This is a genomic window from Paraburkholderia sp. RL17-347-BIC-D (assembly GCF_046027915.1).
Taxonomy (GTDB): domain Bacteria; phylum Pseudomonadota; class Gammaproteobacteria; order Burkholderiales; family Burkholderiaceae; genus Paraburkholderia.
The window spans coordinates 125,414-147,497 of record NZ_JARESS010000001.1 but is presented as its reverse complement, the minus strand read 5'-3'; the positions used below and the strand labels follow the sequence as shown (position 1 = coordinate 147,497).

Annotated in this window: 24 protein-coding genes; 5 read left to right on the top strand and 19 right to left on the bottom strand. The window is 62.5% G+C overall.

Going from position 1 to position 22,084, the window contains the following annotated elements:
* The first annotated feature begins 257 nt into the window (after nt 1-257).
* Both P0D96_RS00760 and P0D96_RS00755 read left to right on the top strand, forming a co-directional pair.
* Nucleotides 258-524, top strand: coding sequence for a helix-turn-helix domain-containing protein (locus tag P0D96_RS00760; protein ID WP_011488637.1), 267 nt, complete (start codon nt 258-260; stop codon nt 522-524).
* Nucleotides 521-1,870: a type II toxin-antitoxin system HipA family toxin gene (locus tag P0D96_RS00755; protein ID WP_408310804.1), complete on the top strand. Its 1,350-nt coding sequence runs from the start codon at nt 521-523 to the stop codon at nt 1,868-1,870. The genes P0D96_RS00760 and P0D96_RS00755 overlap by 4 nt, the downstream gene beginning before the upstream one ends.
* A gap of 138 nt (nt 1,871-2,008) precedes the next feature.
* On the opposite strand, the gene P0D96_RS00750 is transcribed toward P0D96_RS00755, so the two are convergent.
* From P0D96_RS00750 to P0D96_RS00705, 10 genes are all read right to left on the bottom strand, one after another.
* Nucleotides 2,009-2,521 carry an ureidoglycolate lyase gene (locus P0D96_RS00750; RefSeq protein ID WP_408176132.1) on the bottom strand — a complete coding sequence of 171 codons (513 nt, stop codon included), beginning with the start codon at nt 2,519-2,521 and terminating at the stop codon, nt 2,009-2,011.
* Nucleotides 2,518-3,531, bottom strand: coding sequence for an allantoicase (gene alc / locus P0D96_RS00745; RefSeq protein ID WP_408287463.1), 1,014 nt, complete (start codon nt 3,529-3,531; stop codon nt 2,518-2,520). The genes P0D96_RS00750 and alc overlap by 4 nt, the downstream gene beginning before the upstream one ends.
* Before the next feature lie 72 nt (nt 3,532-3,603).
* Entirely contained in the window at nt 3,604-4,125 is a 522-nt protein-coding gene (uraD, locus tag P0D96_RS00740; protein WP_408287466.1) for a 2-oxo-4-hydroxy-4-carboxy-5-ureidoimidazoline decarboxylase, read from the bottom strand.
* Nucleotides 4,122-5,072, bottom strand: a complete 951-nt coding sequence (gene puuE, locus P0D96_RS00735; RefSeq protein WP_408310801.1) for an allantoinase PuuE — start codon at nt 5,070-5,072, stop codon at nt 4,122-4,124. The genes uraD and puuE overlap by 4 nt, the downstream gene beginning before the upstream one ends.
* Nucleotides 5,073-5,310: 238 nt before the next feature.
* The gene (locus tag P0D96_RS00730; protein ID WP_408310799.1) at nt 5,311-6,177 is read right to left on the bottom strand and encodes an aspartate/glutamate racemase family protein; all 867 of its coding nucleotides are present in this window, start codon (nt 6,175-6,177) and stop codon (nt 5,311-5,313) included.
* Nucleotides 6,178-6,203: 26 nt separating this feature from the next.
* Entirely contained in the window at nt 6,204-7,685 is a 1,482-nt protein-coding gene (locus P0D96_RS00725; RefSeq protein ID WP_408310796.1) for an NCS1 family nucleobase:cation symporter-1, read from the bottom strand.
* 334 nt (nt 7,686-8,019) lie between these two features.
* Nucleotides 8,020-8,760: a GntR family transcriptional regulator gene (locus tag P0D96_RS00720; RefSeq protein WP_132374170.1), complete on the bottom strand. Its 741-nt coding sequence runs from the start codon at nt 8,758-8,760 to the stop codon at nt 8,020-8,022.
* A 312-nt stretch (nt 8,761-9,072) separates the two neighbouring features.
* The gene (ldcA, locus tag P0D96_RS00715; protein ID WP_408310793.1) at nt 9,073-9,999 is read right to left on the bottom strand and encodes a muramoyltetrapeptide carboxypeptidase; all 927 of its coding nucleotides are present in this window, start codon (nt 9,997-9,999) and stop codon (nt 9,073-9,075) included.
* 28 nt (nt 10,000-10,027) lie between these two features.
* Nucleotides 10,028-10,585, bottom strand: coding sequence for a tRNA adenosine(34) deaminase TadA (gene tadA / locus P0D96_RS00710; protein WP_408311647.1), 558 nt, complete (start codon nt 10,583-10,585; stop codon nt 10,028-10,030).
* Nucleotides 10,586-10,758: 173 nt separating this feature from the next.
* On the bottom strand, nt 10,759-11,160 hold the full coding sequence (locus tag P0D96_RS00705) for a DnaJ family domain-containing protein (protein WP_132374168.1): 402 nt from the start codon (nt 11,158-11,160) through the stop codon (nt 10,759-10,761).
* A gap of 261 nt (nt 11,161-11,421) precedes the next feature.
* Here P0D96_RS00705 and P0D96_RS00700 point away from each other — a divergent pair, with 261 nt between their 5' ends.
* Nucleotides 11,422-11,655: a hypothetical protein gene (locus P0D96_RS00700; RefSeq protein ID WP_408176125.1), complete on the top strand. Its 234-nt coding sequence runs from the start codon at nt 11,422-11,424 to the stop codon at nt 11,653-11,655.
* 43 nt (nt 11,656-11,698) lie between these two features.
* On the opposite strand, the gene P0D96_RS00695 is transcribed toward P0D96_RS00700, so the two are convergent.
* Nucleotides 11,699-12,304, bottom strand: a complete 606-nt coding sequence (locus tag P0D96_RS00695; RefSeq protein WP_408176123.1) for a 2'-5' RNA ligase family protein — start codon at nt 12,302-12,304, stop codon at nt 11,699-11,701.
* A gap of 322 nt (nt 12,305-12,626) precedes the next feature.
* Here P0D96_RS00695 and P0D96_RS00690 point away from each other — a divergent pair, with 322 nt between their 5' ends.
* Together P0D96_RS00690 and P0D96_RS00685 are read left to right on the top strand one after the other, a co-directional pair.
* Complete coding sequence (locus P0D96_RS00690; RefSeq protein WP_408176122.1) at nt 12,627-13,835, top strand: putative DNA modification/repair radical SAM protein; 1,209 nt, start codon at nt 12,627-12,629, stop codon at nt 13,833-13,835.
* A gap of 9 nt (nt 13,836-13,844) precedes the next feature.
* Nucleotides 13,845-15,317, top strand: coding sequence for a UdgX family uracil-DNA binding protein (locus P0D96_RS00685; protein WP_408310790.1), 1,473 nt, complete (start codon nt 13,845-13,847; stop codon nt 15,315-15,317).
* 211 nt (nt 15,318-15,528) lie between these two features.
* Here P0D96_RS00685 and P0D96_RS00680 read toward each other — a convergent pair whose 3' ends face one another.
* From P0D96_RS00680 to P0D96_RS00645, 8 genes are all read right to left on the bottom strand, one after another.
* A complete protein-coding gene (locus tag P0D96_RS00680) occupies nt 15,529-16,044 on the bottom strand; it encodes an Ohr family peroxiredoxin (RefSeq protein WP_408310787.1) in 516 nt (171 codons plus the stop codon).
* A gap of 23 nt (nt 16,045-16,067) precedes the next feature.
* A complete protein-coding gene (locus P0D96_RS00675) occupies nt 16,068-16,823 on the bottom strand; it encodes an SDR family oxidoreductase (protein WP_408310785.1) in 756 nt (251 codons plus the stop codon).
* Between the two features lie 241 nt (nt 16,824-17,064).
* The gene (locus tag P0D96_RS00670) at nt 17,065-18,075 is read right to left on the bottom strand and encodes a LysR family transcriptional regulator (RefSeq protein WP_408176117.1); all 1,011 of its coding nucleotides are present in this window, start codon (nt 18,073-18,075) and stop codon (nt 17,065-17,067) included.
* A gap of 102 nt (nt 18,076-18,177) precedes the next feature.
* The gene (locus tag P0D96_RS00665; RefSeq protein ID WP_408287490.1) at nt 18,178-18,585 is read right to left on the bottom strand and encodes a cupin domain-containing protein; all 408 of its coding nucleotides are present in this window, start codon (nt 18,583-18,585) and stop codon (nt 18,178-18,180) included.
* A 70-nt stretch (nt 18,586-18,655) separates the two neighbouring features.
* A complete protein-coding gene (locus P0D96_RS00660; protein WP_132374160.1) occupies nt 18,656-19,135 on the bottom strand; it encodes a carboxymuconolactone decarboxylase family protein in 480 nt (159 codons plus the stop codon).
* Between the two features lie 169 nt (nt 19,136-19,304).
* Nucleotides 19,305-20,186: an RNA polymerase sigma-70 factor gene (locus P0D96_RS00655; RefSeq protein WP_408310781.1), complete on the bottom strand. Its 882-nt coding sequence runs from the start codon at nt 20,184-20,186 to the stop codon at nt 19,305-19,307.
* A 174-nt stretch (nt 20,187-20,360) separates the two neighbouring features.
* Nucleotides 20,361-20,909 (bottom strand): hypothetical protein, encoded by a 549-nt coding sequence (locus tag P0D96_RS00650; protein ID WP_408176112.1) that lies wholly within the window; start codon nt 20,907-20,909, stop codon nt 20,361-20,363.
* 218 nt (nt 20,910-21,127) lie between these two features.
* Nucleotides 21,128-22,030 carry an AraC family transcriptional regulator gene (locus P0D96_RS00645; RefSeq protein ID WP_408287496.1) on the bottom strand — a complete coding sequence of 301 codons (903 nt, stop codon included), beginning with the start codon at nt 22,028-22,030 and terminating at the stop codon, nt 21,128-21,130.
* Nucleotides 22,031-22,084 lie beyond the last annotated feature (54 nt).

Below are 22,084 nucleotides of genomic sequence, written 5' to 3'. Positions count from 1 at the left end.
GGGCGCGTTGCCCGGCGTGGCGATGGATGAAGCTACAAACGGCGGGCTTTTCGCGCGAGCGGGAAGCCCGCTTTTCTTTGGCCGCGTCGGTGTCGGCTCCTCAAAGGCGCGTTTTGGTATCTTGTAGCCTGCAGGCTACAGGATACCAAAAACTGGTCAGAATGTAGCCCTTGAGACACAAATCTTATCGGCTGTTTTGTACCTCATGGGCTACAATAACGAACTAATTAGTCAAAATTGCTGCCGTGGGACTACAAATGACCAATCTCGCCGATGTATCGGACATGCTGAAGGCCGTGCGCCGCGAAAGCAATCTGTCGCAAGAGGAACTGGCGCACCGGGCGGGCGTCGCGCGCACCACCGTCGCGCGTATGGAAACGCTCGCCAAAAACGACATGAGCGTGTCCGTGCTCGTGCGCCTGCTCGAAGCGGCAGGTTACGACCTCAAGTTCGTCGCGCATGGACACGGGCGCACGCTCGAAGACATCCTCGCTGAACAACGCAATCCGGACGCGAACTCATGAGGCTCGACGTTCAGGTACTGGGCAAGAACGTCGCCACGCTATTTCGCGAGCGCGACGACTACGTCCTCAAATACAACCGCGACGCGAGCGCGGCGGACTTCGTCAGTCTGGCCATGCCGGTGCGTGAAGAGGCCTGGCGCTGGCCGCGCGACCTGCATCCGTTTTTCCGGCAAAACCTGCCGGAGGGTTATCTGCTGAATCTGATCCGCGAGCAATTCGGGCCGTTGCTCGACGGCACCGACCTGTCGCTGCTCACCGTAGTCGGCGCCATGGGGATCGGCCGCGTCACCGTGACACCCGAAGGCGTCGCGCCGGGCACGGAACTGCAAGCGCTCGACGTGCAGGACATTCTGCACGGCGACAACACGGCCGAACATTTCGCGCAACTCGTGCGCGAATATGCGCGCGCGGCCATCTCGGGCGCCGTGCCGAAGTTCATCGCGCCTCAAGACGCGACGTCCAGCACGTCTACGCCGATGCCGCTCGGCAAACCGACCATCCGGACGAGCCGCCACATCGTCAAAGGCTCGGACGACAACACGCCGTTTCTCGGCTTCAACGAGTTCTATTCCATGCGCGTGCTGGAACGGCTCGGCGTCGCGCCGGTGGCGCGCACGCAGATGTCGGATGATGGCCGGGCGCTGATCGTCGAGCGCTTCGACGTCGACGCACAAGGATTGCCGGCCTACGGCATCGAAGACATGTGCGGTCTATTGGGTTTGCCGCCACATGAAAAATACAACTCGACCAGCGAGAAAATGCTCAATGCCGCGCGAGCGTATCTGCTCGATCGCAACACCATGCGACAGCAACTGGAATATCTCGGCTGGCATTTGCTGACGAACTACGTCGTACGCAACGCGGACTGCCATACGAAGAATGTGGCGTTGTTCTATACGTCGGTCGACGATGTCGCGTTCACGCCCGTCTACGACATCGTCACGACGCAGGCGTACCCACGCTACGCGGCTAATCCGCCAGGCTTGCCGATCGACGGTCGCAAAACCTGGGCGGCCGGCAAAACGCTGGAGCGGTTTTTCAACACGCGCATGGGCATCGCGCCACGGCAATACGCGCAGATGGTCGAGGCGCTGTGCGATTCGGCCGTCGCCGTCGGCCATGAGTTGATCGAAGCGGCGCGCAACGAGACGCAATGGCACACCGTCGCGAAGCACATGCTTCACGCGTGGGACGACGGCATGGCGTCCTTGCGTTCGCCGAAGAAGAGCCTGCAATTCAAAGGGCTCAAACCGGCTATCGAAGCCGCGGGTTTTTCCGCGCCTGAACCAGCGGAACGCGCGCGCGAGGTGATCGGGCATTCGCCACTTCTTGCCAAACGCAGCTAAACGCAGCTAAACGCAGCTAAACGCGGAACGACGGCGTCGCGCTAACTTCGCGGTTCGCCGCTAAAACAAAAAACCCACAGCACTGATGCTGTGGGTTCTTTTTAAGTCAACCGGCTCGCTACGTCAAAGCGATAAAACTCAAACAGCCACCGCGCTCAACGCATCTTCCGTGAGCCACAACGACTCCGCGAGATCCTGCTCATTGAGGTTGAGGCCATCTCCGCCACGATCGACGACGATAAAGTCGCTCACGTCGCCCAACGCGATCAGCGGATGGTGCCATACGCCCTTCGCATAGTTCACGCCCTGCCAGCCGCTCGTCACGAACGCGCGAATCTTCGACGCATCCAGCTCGCCCGCCGGCGCCACGACCACCAGATACGGCTTGTCGTTCAGTGGCACGAACGCCTGGCTGCCGAGCGGATGACGTTCGAGCATCTTCAGTTCGAACGGTAGCGTGCGCGGCTGCCCGCGAAACAGGTTCACGAGCGTGCGGCCATTCTCGTCGTCTACGTCCACTTTCGCGAGATCGTGATAGCGGATCGTCGTGCCGAGATTGATCGGAATCTGCTTCGCACCTTCGAGTTCGATCACGTCGCCGAATGCGGCGAACGCTTCCTTCGTCAACGGTTCGATCGCGAGCGTTTTCATGATGCGAGCGTACCCCACAGACGCAGACGCGACACGCCGCCGTCCGGAATGATGTTAAAGCGCACGTGCGTCACCGGACCCAGCGCTGCGATTTCGCTTTCGAAATAGTGCTGGTTGTCCATCTTCAGCTTCTGTTCGCCGAGCAGCACCGGCCAGAACATGGCTTGCGTGATCAGCGAACTGTCCGTGCCGCCCGTCACGTACGCGGCCTGAATCGAGCAGCGGTCCGGATAATTGCCCTTGAAGTGCGCGGTATCGACTTCGATCTTCCTGATCACGCCCGGTTGCGCCAGCGCGATGATCGCCCAGTCGTTGCCCGGCTCGCGACGGCGGCGCGTTTCCCAGCCGTCGCCCATGTTCACGCCGCGGCCCGGCATCAGGATCGTCGACGCAGCGCCGAAATGCTGGTTGTTCGCCGCGACCAGATACGCGCCGTTTTCCATCGCGGCCAGATCGAACTGCTCGGTGCGGCTCGCGCCGGCCCAGTCGACTTGCGGTTGACCATACACACGCAGTCGCGCGATACCGCCGTCCGGATAGATGTTCACGCGCAGGTGCGTGTACGCATTCGCGTCGCTGACTTCGTGATAGTGGTGGCTATTGCCTTGCAACGTGGTCGACGGCACGATTTCGGTCCATTGCGTGGACTGGGTCGGCGCGCCGTCCACCACGCGCGCGGCTTCCACCGACGCCGCCGGCGGGAAGTTGCCCGTGAAGTGGCTGGTGTCGAGATCGAGACCCTTGATCACGCCCGGACGCGCCAGCTTCACGACGCACCAGTCATAGCCGTTGGCGCGCTTGCGGCGCGTTTCCCAGCCGTCCATCCACTTGCCGTTGTCGTCGTACTTGCCTGGAATGAAGACGGCCGGCTCCGGATTCAGCATGCGTTCCTTCGGTGCGAAGAAATCGTCGCTGGCCTCGAGCGCCTGCGCGCCCAGGCGCGGGTCCGCCAGATTCACATAGCGGCGCGTGAATTCCGGTGCGTTGGGGTCGAGAATCGGGAGTGCCATCTTTGTCTTCCTTAGTGTTTGTCAGTGCTGAAAAAACGTTTCGGTTCGAGTCCAGCGACCCGTGATAAGACCTTACGCGTCGATCAGGTCGTCGAGCCGGAAACGTGCGATGCGGTAGATCTGATCGAGGCTCGCGCGCAGTTCGTCGGCGCGGCTATTGTTCACGCGCGCCTCGAAGTTCGCGATGATGCCGTGGCGGTCATACCCGCGCACGGCCAGAATGAACGGAAAGCCGAACTTCTCGCGATACGCGGCGTTCAGCGCGAGCAGCTTGTCGAATTCTTCCTGCGTACACTGCGCGAGGCCGGCGCCGCTCTGCTCGCGCGTGGATTCGGCCGTCAGTTCGCCGCGCACGGCAGCCTTGCCGGCGAGTTCCGGGTGGGCATTGATCAACGCCAGTTGCTTCTCTTCACCGGCCGTTTCGACGATGTTCGACATCTTGCGATGCAACTCGTCAATGCTGGCGAAAGGCCGTTGCTGCGCGGCAATGTCCGCGACCCACGGCGAGTGCTCGAAAATGCCCGACAGCGCTGCCACGAACGCGTCGGTCGAGGTGCTGTTGAGTTGGTCCAGAGTGTATTGCATCGCCTTCATGCCGCAGCCCCGCGGTTGTTTTGTTGGTAAGGATGATGTTCGCGCCAGTGGCGCGCAATATCGACGCGTCGCGTCACCCACACGCGATCGTGCTGTTCGATATGGTCGAGAAAACGTTGCAGCGCGCGGAAGCGCCCAGGGCGCCCGAGCAGGCGGCAGTGCATGCCGATGGACAGCATCTTCGGCGCTTCATCGCCTTCTTCGTAGAGCACGTCGAATGCGTCGCGCAGGTACGTGAAGAAGTGGTCCGCCGTGTTGAAGCCTTGCGGGCTCGCAAAGCGCATGTCGTTGGTATCGAGCGTGTACGGTACGATCAGTTGCGGCACTTTCGCGCCGCCGGTGACGTCAACGTCCATCCAGAACGGCAGATCGTCGCCGTAGTAATCCGAGTCGTACAGAAAACCGCCGTATTCAGCGACGAGGCGCCGCGTGTTGGGACTGTCGCGGCCGGTGTACCAGCCGAGCGGACGCTCGCCCGTCACGCGCTCGATCGCTTCCATGCCGAGGCGCATGTGTTCCGCTTCTTTCTCCGGCGCCATGTCCTGATAGTGAATCCAGCGATAGCCGTGGCACGCAATCTCATGACCGAGTTCGACGAAGGCACGCGCCAGTTCCGGATGCCGTTCGACCGCCATGCCGACGCCGAACACCGTGAGCGGCAGCTTGCGCTTTTCGAATTCGCGCAGGATACGCCAGACGCCCGCGCGCGAGCCGTACTCGTAGATCGACTCCATGCTCATGTGGCGCGCCGGAAAAGACGCGGCGCCGACGATTTCCGACAGAAATTGCTCCGAGCCGGGATCGCCGTGCAACACGCAGTTTTCACCGCCCTCTTCGTAATTCAGGACGAATTGCACCGCGACACGCGCTCGACCCGGCCAGTTTGCCTGCACCGGGTGGCGGCCGTAGCCGATCAGATCGCGTGGGTAGTTCGGGTCGAGTGACATGGTTTGACGAATGCGTGGTGACGGTACGTAAAATTCGCGTGGAACTCACGTGGCATGCACGTGAGGTTGGCGTGAGTTTGCGTGCTGAGTGCAAATGGCTCACGCGGGCGTGGGTGGAAAAACACCAGAAGCTGTACCGAAAGCAGCAGAAAAAAACCTTTCAGGCAGCCCGCGCCGAGTTGGACCAGTGTAGCGAAAACACCCGGGTGCGCCCATACACCCGGGCAGATAGTGCGTGTCAGACTGAATGTATGTGCGGCCCCGATTCTGTAGTGTTTACCCGCAATAAATCGGCCGTTCCTGCGGTTTGCGGCGCATTTGCGGCTGAAATGACAGCAGAACTTCGCGGCGTGAGCGGATTCGGATCGGTGTCGGTCGGGCTGAAGGATGCCAGCGCGCCGTCGTAGCGCTTGGCCAGCGGCCGCGCATAGTCGCCGCGTTTGGCCGTTGAAAGACGCAGCGCGACCAGCGCCTCGGTCCACTTCACAGCGGCTGTCACGCCTTCGATCACCGGTGCGCCGAGCGCGTCTTCGATCTCCGCGCACAACTCGGCCATGCCCGCGCAGCCGAGCACGATCGCGTCCGAACCGTCTTCCGCGAGCGCGCGCCGGCATTCGTCGAGGATGATGCGACGCGCCGCCGAGCCTGGCTTGTCGAGGTCGAGCACGGCGACGTCGGTGGCGCGCACGTTGCGGCAAAACCGTTTCATGCCGTACCGCTCGGCGAGGTGCCACGCCATGCCGCACGTGCGCGCCAGCGTGGTCACCACCGAGAAGCCCGGCGCCAGCACGCTGGCCGCGTGCATCGCTGCTTCGGCGATGCCGATCACCGGGCCGCGCGCCAGCTCACGCGCGGCGTACAGACCGGGATCGCCGAAGCAGGCGATCACGTAGCCGTCGCAACCTTCGCGCTCGCCGGTGGCGACTTCGGCGAGCAGGCCCGGCGTCGCAAGCGCTTCGTCGTAATAACCTTCAATCGACGGCGGCCCCATGGTCGGATTCACCGCGATGATTTCAGTGCCCGGCGCGGCGACTTCGCGCGCGCAGCGGCCCATCGCTTCCGTCATGCGTTGGGTCGTATTCGGGTTGATCAGTTTGATGCGCATATCGACTCCTGTTGCGTCTGCAAGATTCAGCGTGCGAGAACGCGATAGAACAGCGCGGCGAGGCCTGCGCCAATGAACCACGAGAAATTCGCCATGCCGTCGAGCGCGGGCACCATCACGCAGATTACCGCGATCACGGCAGCCGGCAGCAGCGCGGCGACAGCCCGGTAGTTGACGCCGTTGCGATACCAGTACGAACCGGTGGGCGCGACCGTGTACAGATCGTCGAGGACGATCTTCTGACGCTTCACCAGATAGTAGTCAACGATCAGTACGCCGTACAAAGGTCCGATGAAACTGCCGAGGACGTCGAGCGTGTAGTGGATCACGGCCGGGTTGTTGAACAGATTCCACGGCGTGATGAAGATCGACGCGACCGCTGCGAGCATACCGCCCATGCGCCAGCTAATCAGGCGCGGCGCCACGTTGGAAAAGTCGAAAGCCGGCGAGACGAAGTTGGCGACGATGTTGATGCCGATAGTCGCGATCGTGAAGGTCAGCGCGCCGAGAATCACCGCGGTCGGATAGTCGATACGGCCCACGGTTTCGACCGGGTCCGTGATCAGTTCGCCGAACACCGGCAGCGTGGCCGCGGTCGTGATCACCGTCACCAGCGAGAAGGCCAGGAAGTTGACCGGCAGCCCCCAGAAGTTGCCGCGCTGCACGCTGCGAAAGCTCTTGCCGTAGCGCGAAAAGTCGCCGAAATTCAGCATCGGTCCGGAGAAATACGACACCACCAGCGAGATCGCCGTGATCATCACCGGCACGACCTGCATGCCGTGATATTTGACGCCGCCCAGGTTGATGCCGATGTTGCGCCATCCCGCGCGATACACCATGTAGCCCGCGAGAATGAACATCACCACGTAGACCGCGGGACCGGCGAAGTCGATGAACTTCTTGATGGTCTCCATGCCGTGCCAGAACACCAGTGCCTGCAACACCCACAGCAGCATGAATCCGGTCCAGCCGAGCGTCGAGAGTCCCATGAAGCCATGATGATGAACATCGGCGTAAGGCAGCAACTGCGGAACGAACTTCAACACGACGATCACCAGCGCGCTCGAGGCCAGATAGGTCTGAATGCCGTACCACGCGACCGCGATCAGGCCGCGAATCACCGCGGGAATATTCGCGCCGAGCACGCCGAAGGTCGCGCGGCACGCCACCGGATACGGCACGCCGTTCGCCTGGCTCGGCTTCGCGATCAGGTTGCACAGCATGTTGACGATGGTGATGCCGACCAGCAGCGCGATCAGCACTTGCCAGCTCGTCAGGCCGAGCGCGAACAGACTGCCCGCGAACACGTAGCCGCCGACGCTGTGCACGTCCGACATCCAGAACGCAAAGATGTTGTAAGCGCCCCAGGTTTGATGACGCAACGGCGCGAGATCTTCGTTATAGAGGCGGTCGCTGTAGCCTGCGGGCATCGACGGTTCGCTGGGCGCGCCGTCATCTGCATAAGTGGGAATTGCGGGATTGCCGGGCGCTGCACTGAACTGAGCCATGATTCCTCCTTGGAATAGGGACCGTCGATAGCGAATCGAAGGACGTTGCATCGGCCATGCCAGTCGCGCCCGCCTCGTCCGTGTGAGACGAAGGGTCTTGGCGCGTCCGTCCGGCCGTGCCGCGGATGTCTCCGTACTTGAAGTACTGTGTTTATCGCACCGCCAGCAGCCGCGACTTCCCGGCGATGCGTTACTACTCGAAGCCCGTCGCCCGGCGGCGGACACGCGTGCACAAGCCGACAGCGCTCACGCCGAGCCGCCTTGCAACGCTTGATTGGTTCAGTTCAATTCAGTGCGGCGCGCACCGGTAACGGGCGCACGCCGGCCGCTTGCCTCAGCCTTGCGCGGACTTTGTCTTCGATGAATCTCTGGCTGCACCGTTGAGTGCGCCGAACACTTCGTGCAGATCGGCCGCGCCACGTGCGGGGCGGTCCAGCATCTTCAACTCGACGCTTTGCAGATGGCGCGACATCAAGGCCGCCGCCTCTTTTGCATCGCCGGCGTCTAGCGCGGCGAGAATGGCTTCGTGGTCCTCGAACGAGCATGGGCTGCGTCCGAGCGACTCGTACAGCGCGGAAATCAGCGTGGAGCGCGCCACCAGACCGTTCAGGCAGTCGCACAACACGGCGTTGCCGGTGAGTCCCGCCAACTCGGTGTGAAACTCGCCCGACAGGCGAATCCACGCCGGAAAATCACGTGTCTCGAACGCTTTGCGTTCCCGGCCGATCATGCTGCCGATGCTCTTCAAACGCCGCATGCCGTGACCGGTGCAAATCTTTTCGACCACCGCCAACTCGATGATGCGACGCATCTCGAACACTTCGTGCACTTCCTGCAGCGACGGGCTTGCTACGAACGCTCCGCGATTCGGTTCGAGGTCGACGAGGTGATCAGTCGCCAACTGCGCCAGCGCCTGCCGGATCGGGCCGCGCTTCACACCGAATACTTCGCACAACTGCGCTTCTGTCAGCTTTGAGCCCGGCGCGAGCCGATGCTCGAGGATCGCGGCGCGGATGCGCTCGGCAATCACTTCGGGTTTCGAACTATTAGCGGCTGCGGACTCTGTGTCGGACATGATGTTCGTCTCGGTATGTAGGTCATCATAGGATGGACATAAAGATTGTCAACAATTTTTGCTTAGAATTTCGACAATCTTCGCGGTGACGGCGGGCTGGCGGGCTGCCGGCTCGGCTTGAGTGCCTAGTGCCGCCTCAGTACGAGTTTAATTAGGTGAGGCTGGGGTCGTCTATTGGTGGCGGATTTTGTCAACAAAATCGAAGGACCTGCACGAGTCGTTCTGTGGGAGGTGGTCGATTAAATTGACCGTTAGTTGCGTTAATGGTCTTAAAAGAAAGCGGGCAAACGCCCGCTTCCCTCCTCCGCCGGTTCAGGCGAGGTACGGATAGCCCGACAAACTCAGTTTGAACCCGTGTGCGTCGGCGACGAGATGCGCGTCCGCGCCCACCGGCAGCGTCAGCATGTTGCGGACATGCCCGAATTGGAGGCCGGTGACGACCGGAATACCGATCACCGACCTCACCTGCTCGATCATGGCGTGCAGGTCGTAACCATTGTCGTAGTCGTAGGGTTTGGCGCCGGAGAAATCGCCCAGCACGAGCGCCTGTTGCTGCGCGAGGATGCCGGCCAGGTGCAACTGATAGATCATCCGCTCGACCCGGAACGGTTGTTCGTTGACGTCCTCGACAAACAGGATGCCGCCCTGCACCGGCGGCATATACGGCGTGCCGATCAGCGATGCCAGCACCGCCAGATTGCCGCCCCACAACATGCCCGAGACGTCGACCGGCTGCGCTTGCGGCGTGTTGCTCGAGACCGTCATGGTCGGCTTCGTCAACGCCGACCAGAAGTGCTGCATGGTGAATTCGCTCAGTTCGTCCGCGCCGAAGTCGCTCATCACCATCGGGCCGCCGAAGGTCTTCACACCGGCGCGCGCCAGCAGCGCAAGCTGGATCGCGGTGAAATCGCTGTGTCCCACCAGCGCGATCGGCTGATCGGTCAGCCGCCGCTGCAGCCCGTCGTAGTCGAGCCCGTGCAGGATGCGCACCGCGCCGTAGCCGCCGCGCACGGCCAGCACGATGTCCGGCAACTTGCGCGACGGGTCGGCGAGCCGGTTCAGATCGGCCGCGCGCTCGCCATCGGTGCCGGCAAAGCGCTGATAGCGACGCCGCGCCGCCTCCACGCCCTCGACGTGATGCCCTTGCGTATGGAAGCGCTGCAACGCGCGATGCAGCACCTCGGGATCATGCGGATACCCGGACGGCGCGATCAGTTCGATGGTGCGATGGACGGCCATTGGCAAGACCTTGTTGGACGTTGTTGTTTTAGAGCGACTCAGCCGGACCCGGTTCGTTGTCCGGTTCGCTGCCTGCGTCGGCGCGTGCCGCCGCGCGTGCTGCGCGGCTCGCGCGCCGCCGCTCGGCAAAAAACGACTTGAGCGCGGCGCCACATTCATTTTCGAGCACGCCGCCGATCACCGTGGTGTGATGATTCAACTGCGGATTCGCGAAGGCATCGACGACACTGCCGCACGCGCCGGTTTTCGGATCGCGTGCCCCGAACACGACACGGGCGATGCGCGCGTGCATGATCGCACCGGCGCACATCAGGCACGGCTCCAGGGTCACGTAGAGTTCGCAGCCCGGCAGACGGTAGTTCTCGACGGCCTGCGCCGCGGCGCGCAACGCGGCCATTTCCGCATGTGCCGACGGGTCGTGCCCGCCGATCGGGTGATTGAAACCCGTGGCGATGACTTCGTCGCCGCGCACGAGGACTGCGCCGACGGGCACTTCGCCGGCAGCGCGCGCCTCTTCGGCGGCGGCTTGCGCCAGCGCCATGAAGCGTCGATCGCGCTCCGGGACTTCGGGAACAGCGGGAAATATGAACGGCTCGCCAGGCGTGGGATCTGAACTCGCCGAGGCGGCGGCAGCGCCCGGCTCGGCCGTAGTCAATTCAGCGACACCGCTGATCGAGGCCTGAGAACCCTGCGTACTCAGCACATCGCGAGACTCAACAGAATCCGAATCCGGCAAGGCGGCGTGGGCAAGCGGCTCGCTCACTGCGAACCCGCGTCTGCCGTATTGAGGTTGCCGGCGCGCTCGGACAGCCGCTCGGCAATGCGCCGGCAGTACTCGCGCGGCAGAACCAGCGGCCCGCCACGCAATGATTCAAGTGCCATATCCAGCGCCAGCATGCGCGCCTGGAGACGGCAACGGGTAGCCTGGTCGCTCACGGCATTCAACTCCGCTTGCAGGTCGCGCAACGCGCGCAACTGCTCGACAGCGGGCGGCACGAAGCCCGCATTCTTCAAAATCCGGTTGGCGACGCGCACTTCTTCGGGGACCAGAGCATCGTCGTCCAGCGACAGCGGCGCGCCCGCGCCAGGTAACTCGTCGAACTCGCCTCGCGCGGCGGCGGCGGCAATACGCTGTTCGACTAACGCATCAAGCAATTTCATCTGCAATCCACTACGTTGCGGCCCAAGCATTCTATCAGGGAGCGCACGATCGTTCCGCTTCTCGAACCGACGAAACCTCCTACGTTTTCAGATTCTGCGTATTTGAGGGACATAGGGTCGTGCGCTAGCCTCAGCGATTCCCGGCTGTGCCGCATGCCGCCCCTTTTTCTCCGCACAAACATGACAGAAGACTTTCAACGAACGACGCCGTTCGCGCCTTTGCCCGCCGCTCCCCAAAGACACTGAAGTTATGAAATCCCGATGACCAACTCAAGCCTTACCTGCGCCACCATCGGTTTCGACGCCGGCAACAGCCCGCATGCCGCTCCCGATCTCGCACACCTCGGCGAACGCATTCGCAAACCGAGATTGCGCGCAACGCTAGCCGCCGTGGCCATGTCGCTCGCGCTATCCGGTTGTGGCGTGTTCTGCGGCGGCGCGGGCGGCAGCGGTGGCGGCTTCGCCGGCGGTTGCGCGACGGGCATGCGGTTCTAGCCCGGCGCGATCGACACGCCGCCGTCACCTTGGGCGACGCGCGCTATGACTCGGCGCCCGCTAAAGTCCATCGAGCCAACGCGACATGCCGCGTACGCCCGAGCAAACTGTGCATCAACGCAAACTCACGCACGTTCCAGCATATCGGGTCAACGGGACGCGCCGCGGCCCATGGCATGCCGTACGCCAGTGTGACATGCGGTATGTAGCGCGCCGCCGATGAGACGGCGTGGTCCCCCAAACCAGCGTCCTGCAATGCATGGCCCAAAGCGCCGTGCAGCATGTGCAGGCCAGCGACGCCCTCGCCTCCGCCCAGCACCAGCGGTCCCGGTCGCGGCTTCGACGCAAAGCTGACCGCCGTATCGAATTCGACGCTGAACGGCTCCATTTTGATCGAGGCGGCCGCCTGCATCGCCGCGTCGACTCGCTTCTGCGGCAAACCGCCCGCGAAATTTCCCAGATGATGCAAGGTGACATGCAGACGGCCCGCCGCAAGCGGCTTACTCCGCGCGCGCGTCTCCCCGCAAAGCTGTTGCGCGAGCTTCGCGATGCTGGCCGCTGTCGTGGCATCGGGAAACACGGCGAAGAACAGACCGTCTGTGGGCGTTGGCGGCGCCTCGAGCCCAGGCAGCCAGAGTTGTTCAGGCATGGCGTTCCTGACCGGATAAAGCCGGCATGTAGATGAATCTCCGTTCATTGTGCGGGCTCACCCGCGTACTTGATCTATTCAGACCGCTCGCCGGTGCGAGGTTCCGCGATCGTCTTGTTATTAATCCCATCGCGCCGCTGGAGCTGCAAGCAAGCGCAACGCCGTTCGGCATACGCCCGATTCCCGTTGTATTGCTTCAGCTCGCCCCGTTTGTTCACCGGGCGCGCCCCCGTGGAACAACGCCCGCTTCTCATTAAAAACCGCTTGCAGTCACGACCCGCCCACGTACAATACTGTACATCCATACAGTATTGGCGGCAACGTGGAACTGCTCAAAAAGCTGGAAGTATTGGCCGACGCGGCGAAGTACGACGCGTCATGCGCAAGCAGCGGCGCACCCAAGCGCGGCTCTCGCGGCATTGCCGGTCTGGGCGCCAGCACCGGCGCGGGCATTTGCCACAGTTTCACGCCGGACGGGCGCTGCGTCTCGCTGCTGAAAATTCTGCTCACCAATTTCTGTTTGTACGACTGTCAGTACTGCGTCAACCGGCGCTCGAGCAACGTGCCGCGCGCACGCTTCACGCCCGAGGAGGTCGTCGAACTGACGCTGGATTTCTATCGGCGCAATTACATCGACGGACTGTTTCTGAGTTCCGGAATCATTCGGTCATCGAACTACACGATGGAACAGCTCGTGCGCGTCGCCCAGTCTTTGCGTGAGGATCATCAGTTTCGCGGCTATCTTCATCTGAAGACGATTCCCGACGCCGATCCGCAATTGATTGCGCAAGCCGGGCGCTATGCCGACCGCTTGAGCGTGAACATCGAACTGCCCACCGACGGCAGCCTCGCGCGGCTCGCGCCGGAAAAGAACGTCCGCACCATCAAGCTCGCCATGGGCTCGATCCGTCTTGCGCAGGAAGAGGCGCATAGCGACGCCAGAGCGCCGAAGTTCACGCCCGCGGGTCAAAGCACGCAGATGATCGTCGGCGCGGATCAGACGAACGACAGCACGATCTTGCAAACCGCCGCGACGCTCTACGGAGCGTACAAGCTCAAGCGCGTGTACTACTCCGCCTTCAGCCCAATTCCCGATAGCCCTTCCGCATTGCCCGCTCAGGCGCCGCCGTTGTTACGCGAACATCGCCTGTATCAGGCCGATTTCCTGATGCGCGGCTACGGCTTCAGTGCGGACGAGTTGTTCGAACAACCCGGCAACCTCTCGCTCGATATCGATCCGAAGCTCGCGTGGGCGTTGGCGCATCGCGAGCAGTTTCCGGTCGACCTGAACCGCGCGCCGCTGCGCATGATCGCGCGTGTGCCGGGCATCGGCATGCGCAACGCGAAACGCCTGGTCGAGCTACGGCGTTCGCGGCGTGTGCGCTACGAGGACCTCGTGCGGCTGCGTTGTCCGCTGGAGAAGATCAAGCCGTTTGTCGTGACGCAGGACTATCGCGCGGCGCTGCATGACGCGTCGTCGGCGCGATTGCGCCGGGTGTTGGCGCCGCCGGTGCAACTGGCGTTGTTGTGACGCGTCGCGATGCGTTCCATCGTTATCGAAGATCATTTCGTCGCGTGGCGCGCCGCGTCGCTTGGCGCTTTGGGCGAAGGCCTCGCGCCGGAGACGATCGAATGGCGCGTCAAGCAGGAACCTGAGTCGTCGCAAGAGCAGGCGCTGTTCGACTATGGCGCGACATCCCAAGCAGCGGAGCCCCGACCCTCTGCCGTGCATGTTTCAAAGGAACTGGCAGCGCTATTGCAAGACGCCGCGCTGTATCGCGAATCACAGCGCTGGGCGTTTTTATACAAGGTGCTGTGGCGTTGGCAGCACGGCGACCGCTCGGTCGCCTCGCCGGCAGACGCAGATGGCGCACAACTCCATCGCATGGCCAAAAGCGTGCGGCGTGCCAAGCACGACATGATCGCGTACGTGCGGTTTCGCAAGCAGACGTCAGCGTCGGCGTCAGCGGTGCAGACACCCGAATACATCGCCTGGTACGAGCCCGAGCATGATGTCCTGGCGTGGGCCGCGGAACATTTTGCGCAACGCATGGGACGCTCGACCTGGATGATCACGACGCCGCGCGGCGCGGCCTTCTGGGACGGTCAGCAACTGCATCTGGAGCAACGCCGCGCCCTGCCCGGCGACCATCGTCGCGATACCGCGGACGAAGCCGAGGCGTTATGGCTCGCCTATTACCGCAGCACGTTCAATCCGGCGCGACTGAACGAAGCGGCGCTCGAGCAGCACATGCCGGTACGCTTCTGGAAAGGCTTGCCGGAGGGCCATCTGATCCCCGCCATGATCAGTGAAGCGAAAAGCGGCGCGCGCCGCGTGGCGCAGGCGAGCGGCGTCGGCGCGCTGGCCGGCAAAACCATTCCGATCGAAGCGGACATGGCGCAGCCGGTCCGCGATCAACCTTCGTCGCTCGATGCATGCCGACGTTGCGACCTGTGGCGTAATGCGACGCAAGCTGTCGGCAGTTCGGGGCCGAGCGGCGCGCGCATCATGCTGATCGGCGAGCAGCCCGGCGATCAGGAAGATCTGAGTGGTCAACCGTTCGTCGGGCCGGCGGGGCAATTGTTGACGATAGCGATCACGCGCGCCGGGCTATCGCGCGACCAGATTTATCTGACCAACGCGGTGAAGCATTTCAAATGGGAACCCCGCGGCAAACGCAGGCTGCACAAAACGCCGGGACAGCGTGAGATCGAAGCGTGTTCTTACTGGCTCGAACGTGAGTTGCGCACAGTGCGCCCGGCGGTGATCGTCGCGCTCGGCGCTACTGCACTCACCGCCTTGTTGCGTGGCAAAGTCAGCCTGAGAGACCATCTTGATGCGCCGTTCAAAGTGGAAGGCGGCTGGGGCATCGCCACCTATCATCCGTCGTTCGCGTTACGGCAGCAGAACGACGCGGACCGCGACAAAGTATTGGCCGACATCAGCAAGGCGCTCATCCGGGCGCGTGAGTTGGCCGAATCCGCCACGCCGGCTGGCACTAAAGAGCAGTAAACAAAAAATGACGCCGCGGCGCCCTCTTTCGTGCCGTTAGTTCGCTGAATTTATTCCTGCTGGAACGTCACCGGGCAAAGCACCCTTGACGTGGCGACAGCTGAATTTATATCCAGATACGCGTCTAGAACATTCGCAATACAACGATCTAACGAGCCGGATAAAGCTCCGCTTTTGCTCTAACAACGTCTGAGAGCGCCTGCTCCCAGCATCACGATTCCCCGGCATCATCCTGCCGCACCAGCGCGACGACATTCTCGATTCCCTGCCGCGCCATCTTGGTGTAAGGGCAAAAGCGTTCGCTGTTGCGAACCAGTTCTTCGGCGACAACACGCTCGACACCTGGCAATCGAACACGGGTCTGCGCGCTCAGAATGAACAGACCGTCCATCGGGTCACGGCCAAAATCGACGGTGACTTGCACCGAGGCATCGGGAATCGGAATGCTCGCCTGTGCCGCAAGCAGACTCAGCGCGCCATGAAAGCAGGCCGCGTAACCCGCCGCGAACAGCTGCTCGGGATTGGTGCCGCCGCCGGGCCCGCCCAGCGCCTTCGGCAATCGCAAATGGACTACGAGATTGCCGTCGTCAGAACGGGCGATGCCCGACGCGCGCCCGTGCCCCGCGTCCCCGCCTGTTACGGTGACGGTAGTCGAGTACAGCGTTTGGAGGTCGCGCCCGTGATACTTGTCGAGCAGCGTCAGCGGCGGTGGACGCAACGTGGTCATGGCGCGTCTCCTAAGCTCGTGGCTTATTTCGCGGCTTGCGTCTGGGCGAACCACGCCTCGAAGGTCATCGTACCGAGACGCGGGTTTGCGCCCGGGACGAGCGTGTCATCCTGCAACCTTGCGCCGAAATAACGGGCCTGTGGGTCTTCGGCGACCTTGCGCGAATCGTGCGTTGCCAGGAGGAAACGCTGCACCATGTCGGCGAGCCGCACGCGTTCCGGGCCCGCGATCTCCGCGATGCCGTTGCGCGGTTCGCCCGCCGCAAAGTCCGCGACGGCTGCCGCCACATCATCCGATGCGATCGGCTGGAAGAATGCCGGAGACAGCCTGATGGTCTGGCCGTCGCTACCCGATTGCGCGATGCCGCCAAGAAACTCGAAGAACTGGGTCGAATGGACGATCGTGTACGGCACGCCCGATTCGCGGATCAGCTCTTCCTGAGCGATCTTGCCGCGGAAATAGCCGCTTTCCGCAAGCCTGTCGGTGCCGACGACAGAAAGCGCGACGTGATGCTGTACGCCGGCGGCAATCTCCGCCGCAAACAGATTGCGTCCGGCCGTCTCGAAGAACTCGAGCACGGCGGCATCTTCGAACGACGGGGAATTGGCCAGATCGACCACGACATTCGCGCCCGCCAACACCTCCTTCAGGCCTTCGCCAGTGATGGTGTTCACGCCCGATGCGGGCGACGCGGCAACGACCGCATGACCGCGCGCGCGCAGATTCTTGACGACTTTGCTACCGATGAGTCCCGTGCCACCAATCACGACGATCTTCATGATGTCTCTCCATGAGCTTGTGCGCGGCTCTCGCGCCGCCGCCAATTGTTCGACTCCGGCTTTGCATCGCAGTGCGGAAGGTGCGGATGGGTTTGCCGGTGCTGTGCCGGACGGGCCGCGATTCGCGTGCCGTCCGTACAGAAAGCATGGTAGGCATGCACTGCGTCATGCGGTAGGGCCGCAGCGGGACGCACCGTGTTGCATGACGAGCATCAATCAACACAAGGTCGTTCGGATGCCGTCATTCGACCGTGGATAACGACGATCGCGTCGTCATCGTGGTCAGACACTGCAGGTCGAGCGCTCTCGTATGCTCGGTCATGTAGTCGACGAACACGCGGACCCGCGCGGGAAGTTGCTTGCGGCTGAGATAGCAGATGTAGTGGCCGCCATCTTCCGGCGCGTGCTGCGCAAGACAACTGACCAGCCGCCCATCGCCCAGCAGGTCGCAGACCTGATACGCAGGCAACTGCGCAACGCCCAGCCCGTCCAGCACCGCCTGCACGATCAGATCCGGGTCGTTGAATATGTGCTGTGCGACGGGTTGGCGCCGCTGCGGGAGTCCGTCGACCTTGAACTCCCACTCACTGATGCGGCCTGACGCGGTCAGGAAGTTGATGCAGCGATGATCCGCCAGTTCATCGACATGCCGCGGCAACCCGTGTTGTCGTGCATAAGCCGGCGACGCGCACACGAGCATCTGCATCGGAATCAGCTGGCGCGCCACGATCCCGCTGTCTTCCATGCGTCCGTCGTGAAACGAAACGTCGACGCGATCGGCCGTGAAGTCGGCGGGCCGATCGTTCAGCAGCAGTTCGAGGGCGATCTCGGGATAGCGCGTATGAAAGCCCCGCAGCAAGGGCGCCACGATCTTGCGGCCGAAGCCCGGCGTCGAGACGATGCGCAGATGGCCGCGAGGCGGTCCGTTGCGCAGTTCCCGCATGTCTTCCAGCGCCTGGGCGATGCGCTCTATGGCAGGCTGGCAGTTCTCGTAGAAGAGCTCGCCCTCGCGCGTCAACGACGTGCTGCGCGTTGTGCGCAGGAAGAGGCGCGCGTCGAGCTGGGCCTCGAGCTTCTGCACGTTGCGGCTAACGGAGGAGCGGCCGATACCGAGGCGATCTCCCGCGCGGGCAAAGCTGCCTTCGTTGGCAACAGCGAGAAAAGAAATGACGCCGGCGTAGCTGGTCGCAAAACTGCTTGCGAACGGGTCGGCGGCGCCGGCGATGGGACGGCGTGGCGGGTTGTCTGACATGGAAGCGCGGTTCGTGAAGTCCATAGCGACTAGACGTATCAGCGCTGCCGTTTGTGACACGGTCCACCATTTTTTTAAACCGGATGCGGCGCGCAGAGGCGGCTATTTCTCCGGAACGAGAACGGGCGCGCCCTTATCCTTCAGCAATAGCACGAGGAACCTGGCCGGCTTGGTCTGGCTTGCGTTGCGTCCGACCGTGTGAACATCGTTTGGACCTTCATAGAAGGTCTGTCCGGGTGTCAGCGTGACGGCTTTGCCGCCCTTGACCTGCATCACGATCGTTCCTTCCAGTACATAGATAAAACCGTGCGCATGATGCCGATGGACGGGATCCGCCGCTCCCGGCGGGTACTCGACGCTGATCATCAAGGCTTCCTTGCCCGGATAGTCGTCGAGCGGCTGCGTCATCAGCGGCGTGACGATTGCGGCGGGCGCCTCGGCGCGGGCCACACCCAACGACGCGCCCACGACGATGAGCGCGGCCAGAGCCGTATTTCTCAAACGAAGCATGATAGTTTGTCCTCAAGTAACGCGGCCCGCCAGTGCGGGCCTAACTGAAGAACCAGCGAAACGCGTCCGCTCAGACGAGGTTCGCCTTGTCCAGACCGAATGCCTTGTCCGACGAACCCGGCACCGTCTTGAACGCAACATTCGCGCGGTTCCATCCGTTGATCGCCATCACTTCGAACGTCAGGTCCGAGAGTTCCTTTTCGGAGAACTGGGTGCGCACGCGCTCGTAGATATCGTCGGGCACGCCGTGTTCGGGAAGCCTGGTCAGCACTTCCGTCCACGCCAGTGCGGCGCGTTCGCGCGGGGAGAAAAGCGTCGACTCGCGCCACGTCGCGAGGTGATGGACGCGCAACTCGCGCTCGCCGTGAAGGCGCGCTTCCTTCACGTGCATGTCCAGACAGAATCCACAGCCATTGAGTTGCGACGCCCGGATCGATACCAGGTCACGGATCGATTCTTCGATTGCGCTGTCTTTCAGCAGATTGCTGAGTTCGAAAAACTTCTTGAACAGTTCCGGCGATTGCTGCACATAGTTGATACGCTGCGTCATGTTTTCTCCTGGCGACGATGAGTGGCCACCCTGCCTTGCAGGTGCCGTTAGCGGCAGTGAGCCGCACGAATTCATCGTAGGCCAGGGCGGCGTGTCACGGTAGGCCGGTGCACGCGCTCACGGTGTTGCCCGCGAGACACCAATCGACGCGCCGCAGAGAGACCGGCGTTCAGCCGTTGGCGTGTGCCGCCGCGATGCGTGAGAGCTTGTCAGGGTTGCGCTGCACATGGATGCGAACGATGCGCTCGCCGTCCGTTTCGAACGACTGTGCCGATTCGAGTTTGCCTTCGATAAAACGCAACAGTGCCCATTGACCGTTGAGCACCACGAGCTTGACGCTGAGTTCGTCGCCATAGCGCCGCGACGACGCGTAGAAAAGCTGCGCGATGCGCCGCCCACCCGCCATCGGCTTCGGGAAACTCTGGACTTTGCCGCCGCCGTCGCCGATCAGCGTCGCGTCTTCGGCCAGCAACGCGTTGATCGCGTGGAAGTCGCCGCGCTGCAGCGCCTGCGCGAACGTTCCCAGCAAACGGAGATGCGTCTCGCGCGGGACCACATAGCGCGGACGATCGTCGCGTAGTTGCGTTTTTGCACGGCTGACCAGTTGACGGCACGCCGCCTCAGTCTTGCCGATGGCTTGTGCGACTTCGTCATAGTCGGCGTCGAATACCTCGCGCAGCAGGAACGCCGCCCGGGCTTCCGGCGTCAGCCGCTCGAGCAGCGCCAGAAACGCCACGGAGACGTCGTCGGCGCGCTCCGTGGCCTCCTCTGGCGTAGCCGGGAAGTCCGTCATCTGCGGTTCGGGCAACCAGATGCCCGCGTAGTGTTCGCGTTGAATCTTCGCCGCGCGCAAACGGTCGATGGACATGCGAGTCGTAACTGAGACCAGCCACGCTTCCGCGTTATCAATGGCTTCACGGGCTGTCGCATGCCAACGCAGCCAGACGTCCTGCACGATATCTTCGGCCTCGGCAACCGACCCCAGCATTCGATACGCAATCTTCTGGAGTCGCGGGCGCAGCCCGTTAAAGGCACGTGCATCTTCGTCCATGCACAGACTTCCTGTTATGTTGAAAGGACAAACGCTGCCCGAAGAGATGCTGGCAGCAAAGTATTGCCACGGATCGGACAAGCCTGATACGCCGGGCATTGTGTCCTTTCGATCTACAGAAACTGGAGCTCGCCGCACTCACTTGCAGAGCGCGGCTTCGTTTCAGGTAAAAATTTAAACTCCTTTTTCCCGCAGCGACGCGACATATTGCTTGGCTGCTTCGTTGCCATGCGCGAGCGCCCGTGACGCAAGAGAAAAACCCACCTGAGTTTCATGGGCGACTGCGCTGCGGTCTTCATCGAAGACTTTTGCCGCGCGCCGCAGATGTTGCGCCGCCTGCCCATGAAGCTCCGACGCCGCTGCATGGTGTTGCGCGGCAGTCAGCCCGCTTTCAACGGACCCGGCCGGCAATGGCGCGCCTGAATGCTTGGCGGCGAGATTGGACTCCTCGATGGCGAACAGTGCATGGCCTTGCGCCAACACGGCCTGATGAGCCGCGTGATCGTAATTCTTGGCCGCCTCGTAGTACTGCGATGCCTCGCGGTGAAATCGCGCCGCTTGCTCGTGATGCGATGCAGCAGCATCGAGATGTACTTTTTTACCCTGCTTCGTATTCATGGCAGATCCTCCTGGAGCGGCTGCGCTTCGGTGGTAACCGGTTGCGGTACCTTTGTATAGCCAAACTCTTGCGCGACATGTCAGCGAACTGAACCGTCCGTGCATCGCTTGTGAATATCCTGATGTCCGGCATCGGCGCACACCTGCGCCGCTTCGCTCTGCAGTAATGCCAGGGACACTCGAAGCTGATTGGTACAGGCCTGATTGACAAGAGCGTCTTGCGTCGAATACATGACTTGTTCTAATCGACGTGCGATTCACCGCGAACAAATACTACCTGAAATGTGCAGGCCGCTCCGCCGCATCAGCGTTCGTTATGGGCGTCACGTATCCCTCTGCTCTTGTGCGTATTGAGTCGGCGGTAGTCCGACATAGCGAGTGAATGCAACGCTGAACGCACTCGCCGAACTGTAGCCGACGCGCTCCGCTATTTTCGCGACGCCGCTATCTTTCCGTCGCAGCAGGTTCTTGGCCAGGGCCATGCGCCAGGACAACAGGTACTCCATCGGCGCGACGCCTACCGCGCGGCTGAAGCGTTCGAAAAATGCCGAGCGGGAAAGCGCGGCTGCCGTCGCCAGTTGCGCCACCGTCCAGGACTTGTCAGGACGTTCGTGCATTTGACATATCGCCAGCGCAAGGCGTCCGTCGGCGAGCCCGCGCACGAGGCCGGGCGACGCTGCCGTTCCCGTCGACCGGAGTGCCTCGATGAAAAGAACTTCGAGCAGGCGCGCGAGCACGACGTCCCGCGCGGGCCGCTGCTCGCGAGATTCCTCCCTGACGAGCTTCACCAGGGTGGCCAGTCTGCGCTCGCCGCGAACGTGCACGAGTTCAGGAAGAAGCGACACCAGCAAGGCGGCGTCCGGCGAACCGAACACGCAGTGGCCGACGAGCAGTTGAACGTCAGCCGGTTCGCCCTCGACGCCCAGCCTGAATCCGCCATCGAGCAGCGCGACGGGCGAGGTATCGGTGTCCTCCGGGTCGGGCGGCTCGAGGCTCGACATCGTGAAGCCGCATACCTCCGGGATCAGAACGAAATCATCTGCCTGAAGGATGACCGGTTCGTGCCCGTTCGTGACGAGGCGGCACGAACCATCGAGGATCACACAGTAGAACGGCTGCCCGGCGTCCGAGCGGCGAACACGCCAGCGACCGGCGCCGCTGACCACCTTCGAGAACGTGGCGACCGGCTGTAGCAGCGTGACGATCTCGGCGAGAGGGTCGACCATAACCGGACTCCTTCGAATGAAAACTGGACGTTCAATTGTAGCAAGTCCACCAAG

Coding starts and splice junctions, on each gene's coding strand:
- P0D96_RS00760 (WP_011488637.1), top strand. CDS start 258: ATGACCAATCTCGCCGATGTATCGGACATGCTGAAGGCCGTGCGCCGC.
- P0D96_RS00755 (WP_408310804.1), top strand. CDS start 521: ATGAGGCTCGACGTTCAGGTACTGGGCAAGAACGTCGCCACGCTATTT.
- P0D96_RS00750 (WP_408176132.1), bottom strand. CDS start 2,521: ATGAAAACGCTCGCGATCGAACCGTTGACGAAGGAAGCGTTCGCCGCA.
- alc (WP_408287463.1), bottom strand. CDS start 3,531: ATGGCACTCCCGATTCTCGACCCCAACGCACCGGAATTCACGCGCCGC.
- uraD (WP_408287466.1), bottom strand. CDS start 4,125: ATGAAGGCGATGCAATACACTCTGGACCAACTCAACAGCACCTCGACC.
- puuE (WP_408310801.1), bottom strand. CDS start 5,072: ATGTCACTCGACCCGAACTACCCACGCGATCTGATCGGCTACGGCCGC.
- P0D96_RS00730 (WP_408310799.1), bottom strand. CDS start 6,177: ATGCGCATCAAACTGATCAACCCGAATACGACCCAACGCATGACGGAA.
- P0D96_RS00725 (WP_408310796.1), bottom strand. CDS start 7,685: ATGGCTCAGTTCAGTGCAGCGCCCGGCAATCCCGCAATTCCCACTTAT.
- P0D96_RS00720 (WP_132374170.1), bottom strand. CDS start 8,760: ATGTCCGACACAGAGTCCGCAGCCGCTAATAGTTCGAAACCCGAAGTG.
- ldcA (WP_408310793.1), bottom strand. CDS start 9,999: ATGGCCGTCCATCGCACCATCGAACTGATCGCGCCGTCCGGGTATCCG.
- P0D96_RS00705 (WP_132374168.1), bottom strand. CDS start 11,160: ATGAAATTGCTTGATGCGTTAGTCGAACAGCGTATTGCCGCCGCCGCC.
- P0D96_RS00700 (WP_408176125.1), top strand. CDS start 11,422: ATGACCAACTCAAGCCTTACCTGCGCCACCATCGGTTTCGACGCCGGC.
- P0D96_RS00695 (WP_408176123.1), bottom strand. CDS start 12,304: ATGCCTGAACAACTCTGGCTGCCTGGGCTCGAGGCGCCGCCAACGCCC.
- P0D96_RS00685 (WP_408310790.1), top strand. CDS start 13,845: ATGCGTTCCATCGTTATCGAAGATCATTTCGTCGCGTGGCGCGCCGCG.
- P0D96_RS00680 (WP_408310787.1), bottom strand. CDS start 16,044: ATGACCACGTTGCGTCCACCGCCGCTGACGCTGCTCGACAAGTATCAC.
- P0D96_RS00675 (WP_408310785.1), bottom strand. CDS start 16,823: ATGAAGATCGTCGTGATTGGTGGCACGGGACTCATCGGTAGCAAAGTC.
- P0D96_RS00670 (WP_408176117.1), bottom strand. CDS start 18,075: ATGTCAGACAACCCGCCACGCCGTCCCATCGCCGGCGCCGCCGACCCG.
- P0D96_RS00665 (WP_408287490.1), bottom strand. CDS start 18,585: ATGCTTCGTTTGAGAAATACGGCTCTGGCCGCGCTCATCGTCGTGGGC.
- P0D96_RS00660 (WP_132374160.1), bottom strand. CDS start 19,135: ATGACGCAGCGTATCAACTATGTGCAGCAATCGCCGGAACTGTTCAAG.
- P0D96_RS00655 (WP_408310781.1), bottom strand. CDS start 20,186: ATGGACGAAGATGCACGTGCCTTTAACGGGCTGCGCCCGCGACTCCAG.
- P0D96_RS00650 (WP_408176112.1), bottom strand. CDS start 20,909: ATGCACGGACGGTTCAGTTCGCTGACATGTCGCGCAAGAGTTTGGCTA.
- P0D96_RS00645 (WP_408287496.1), bottom strand. CDS start 22,030: ATGGTCGACCCTCTCGCCGAGATCGTCACGCTGCTACAGCCGGTCGCC.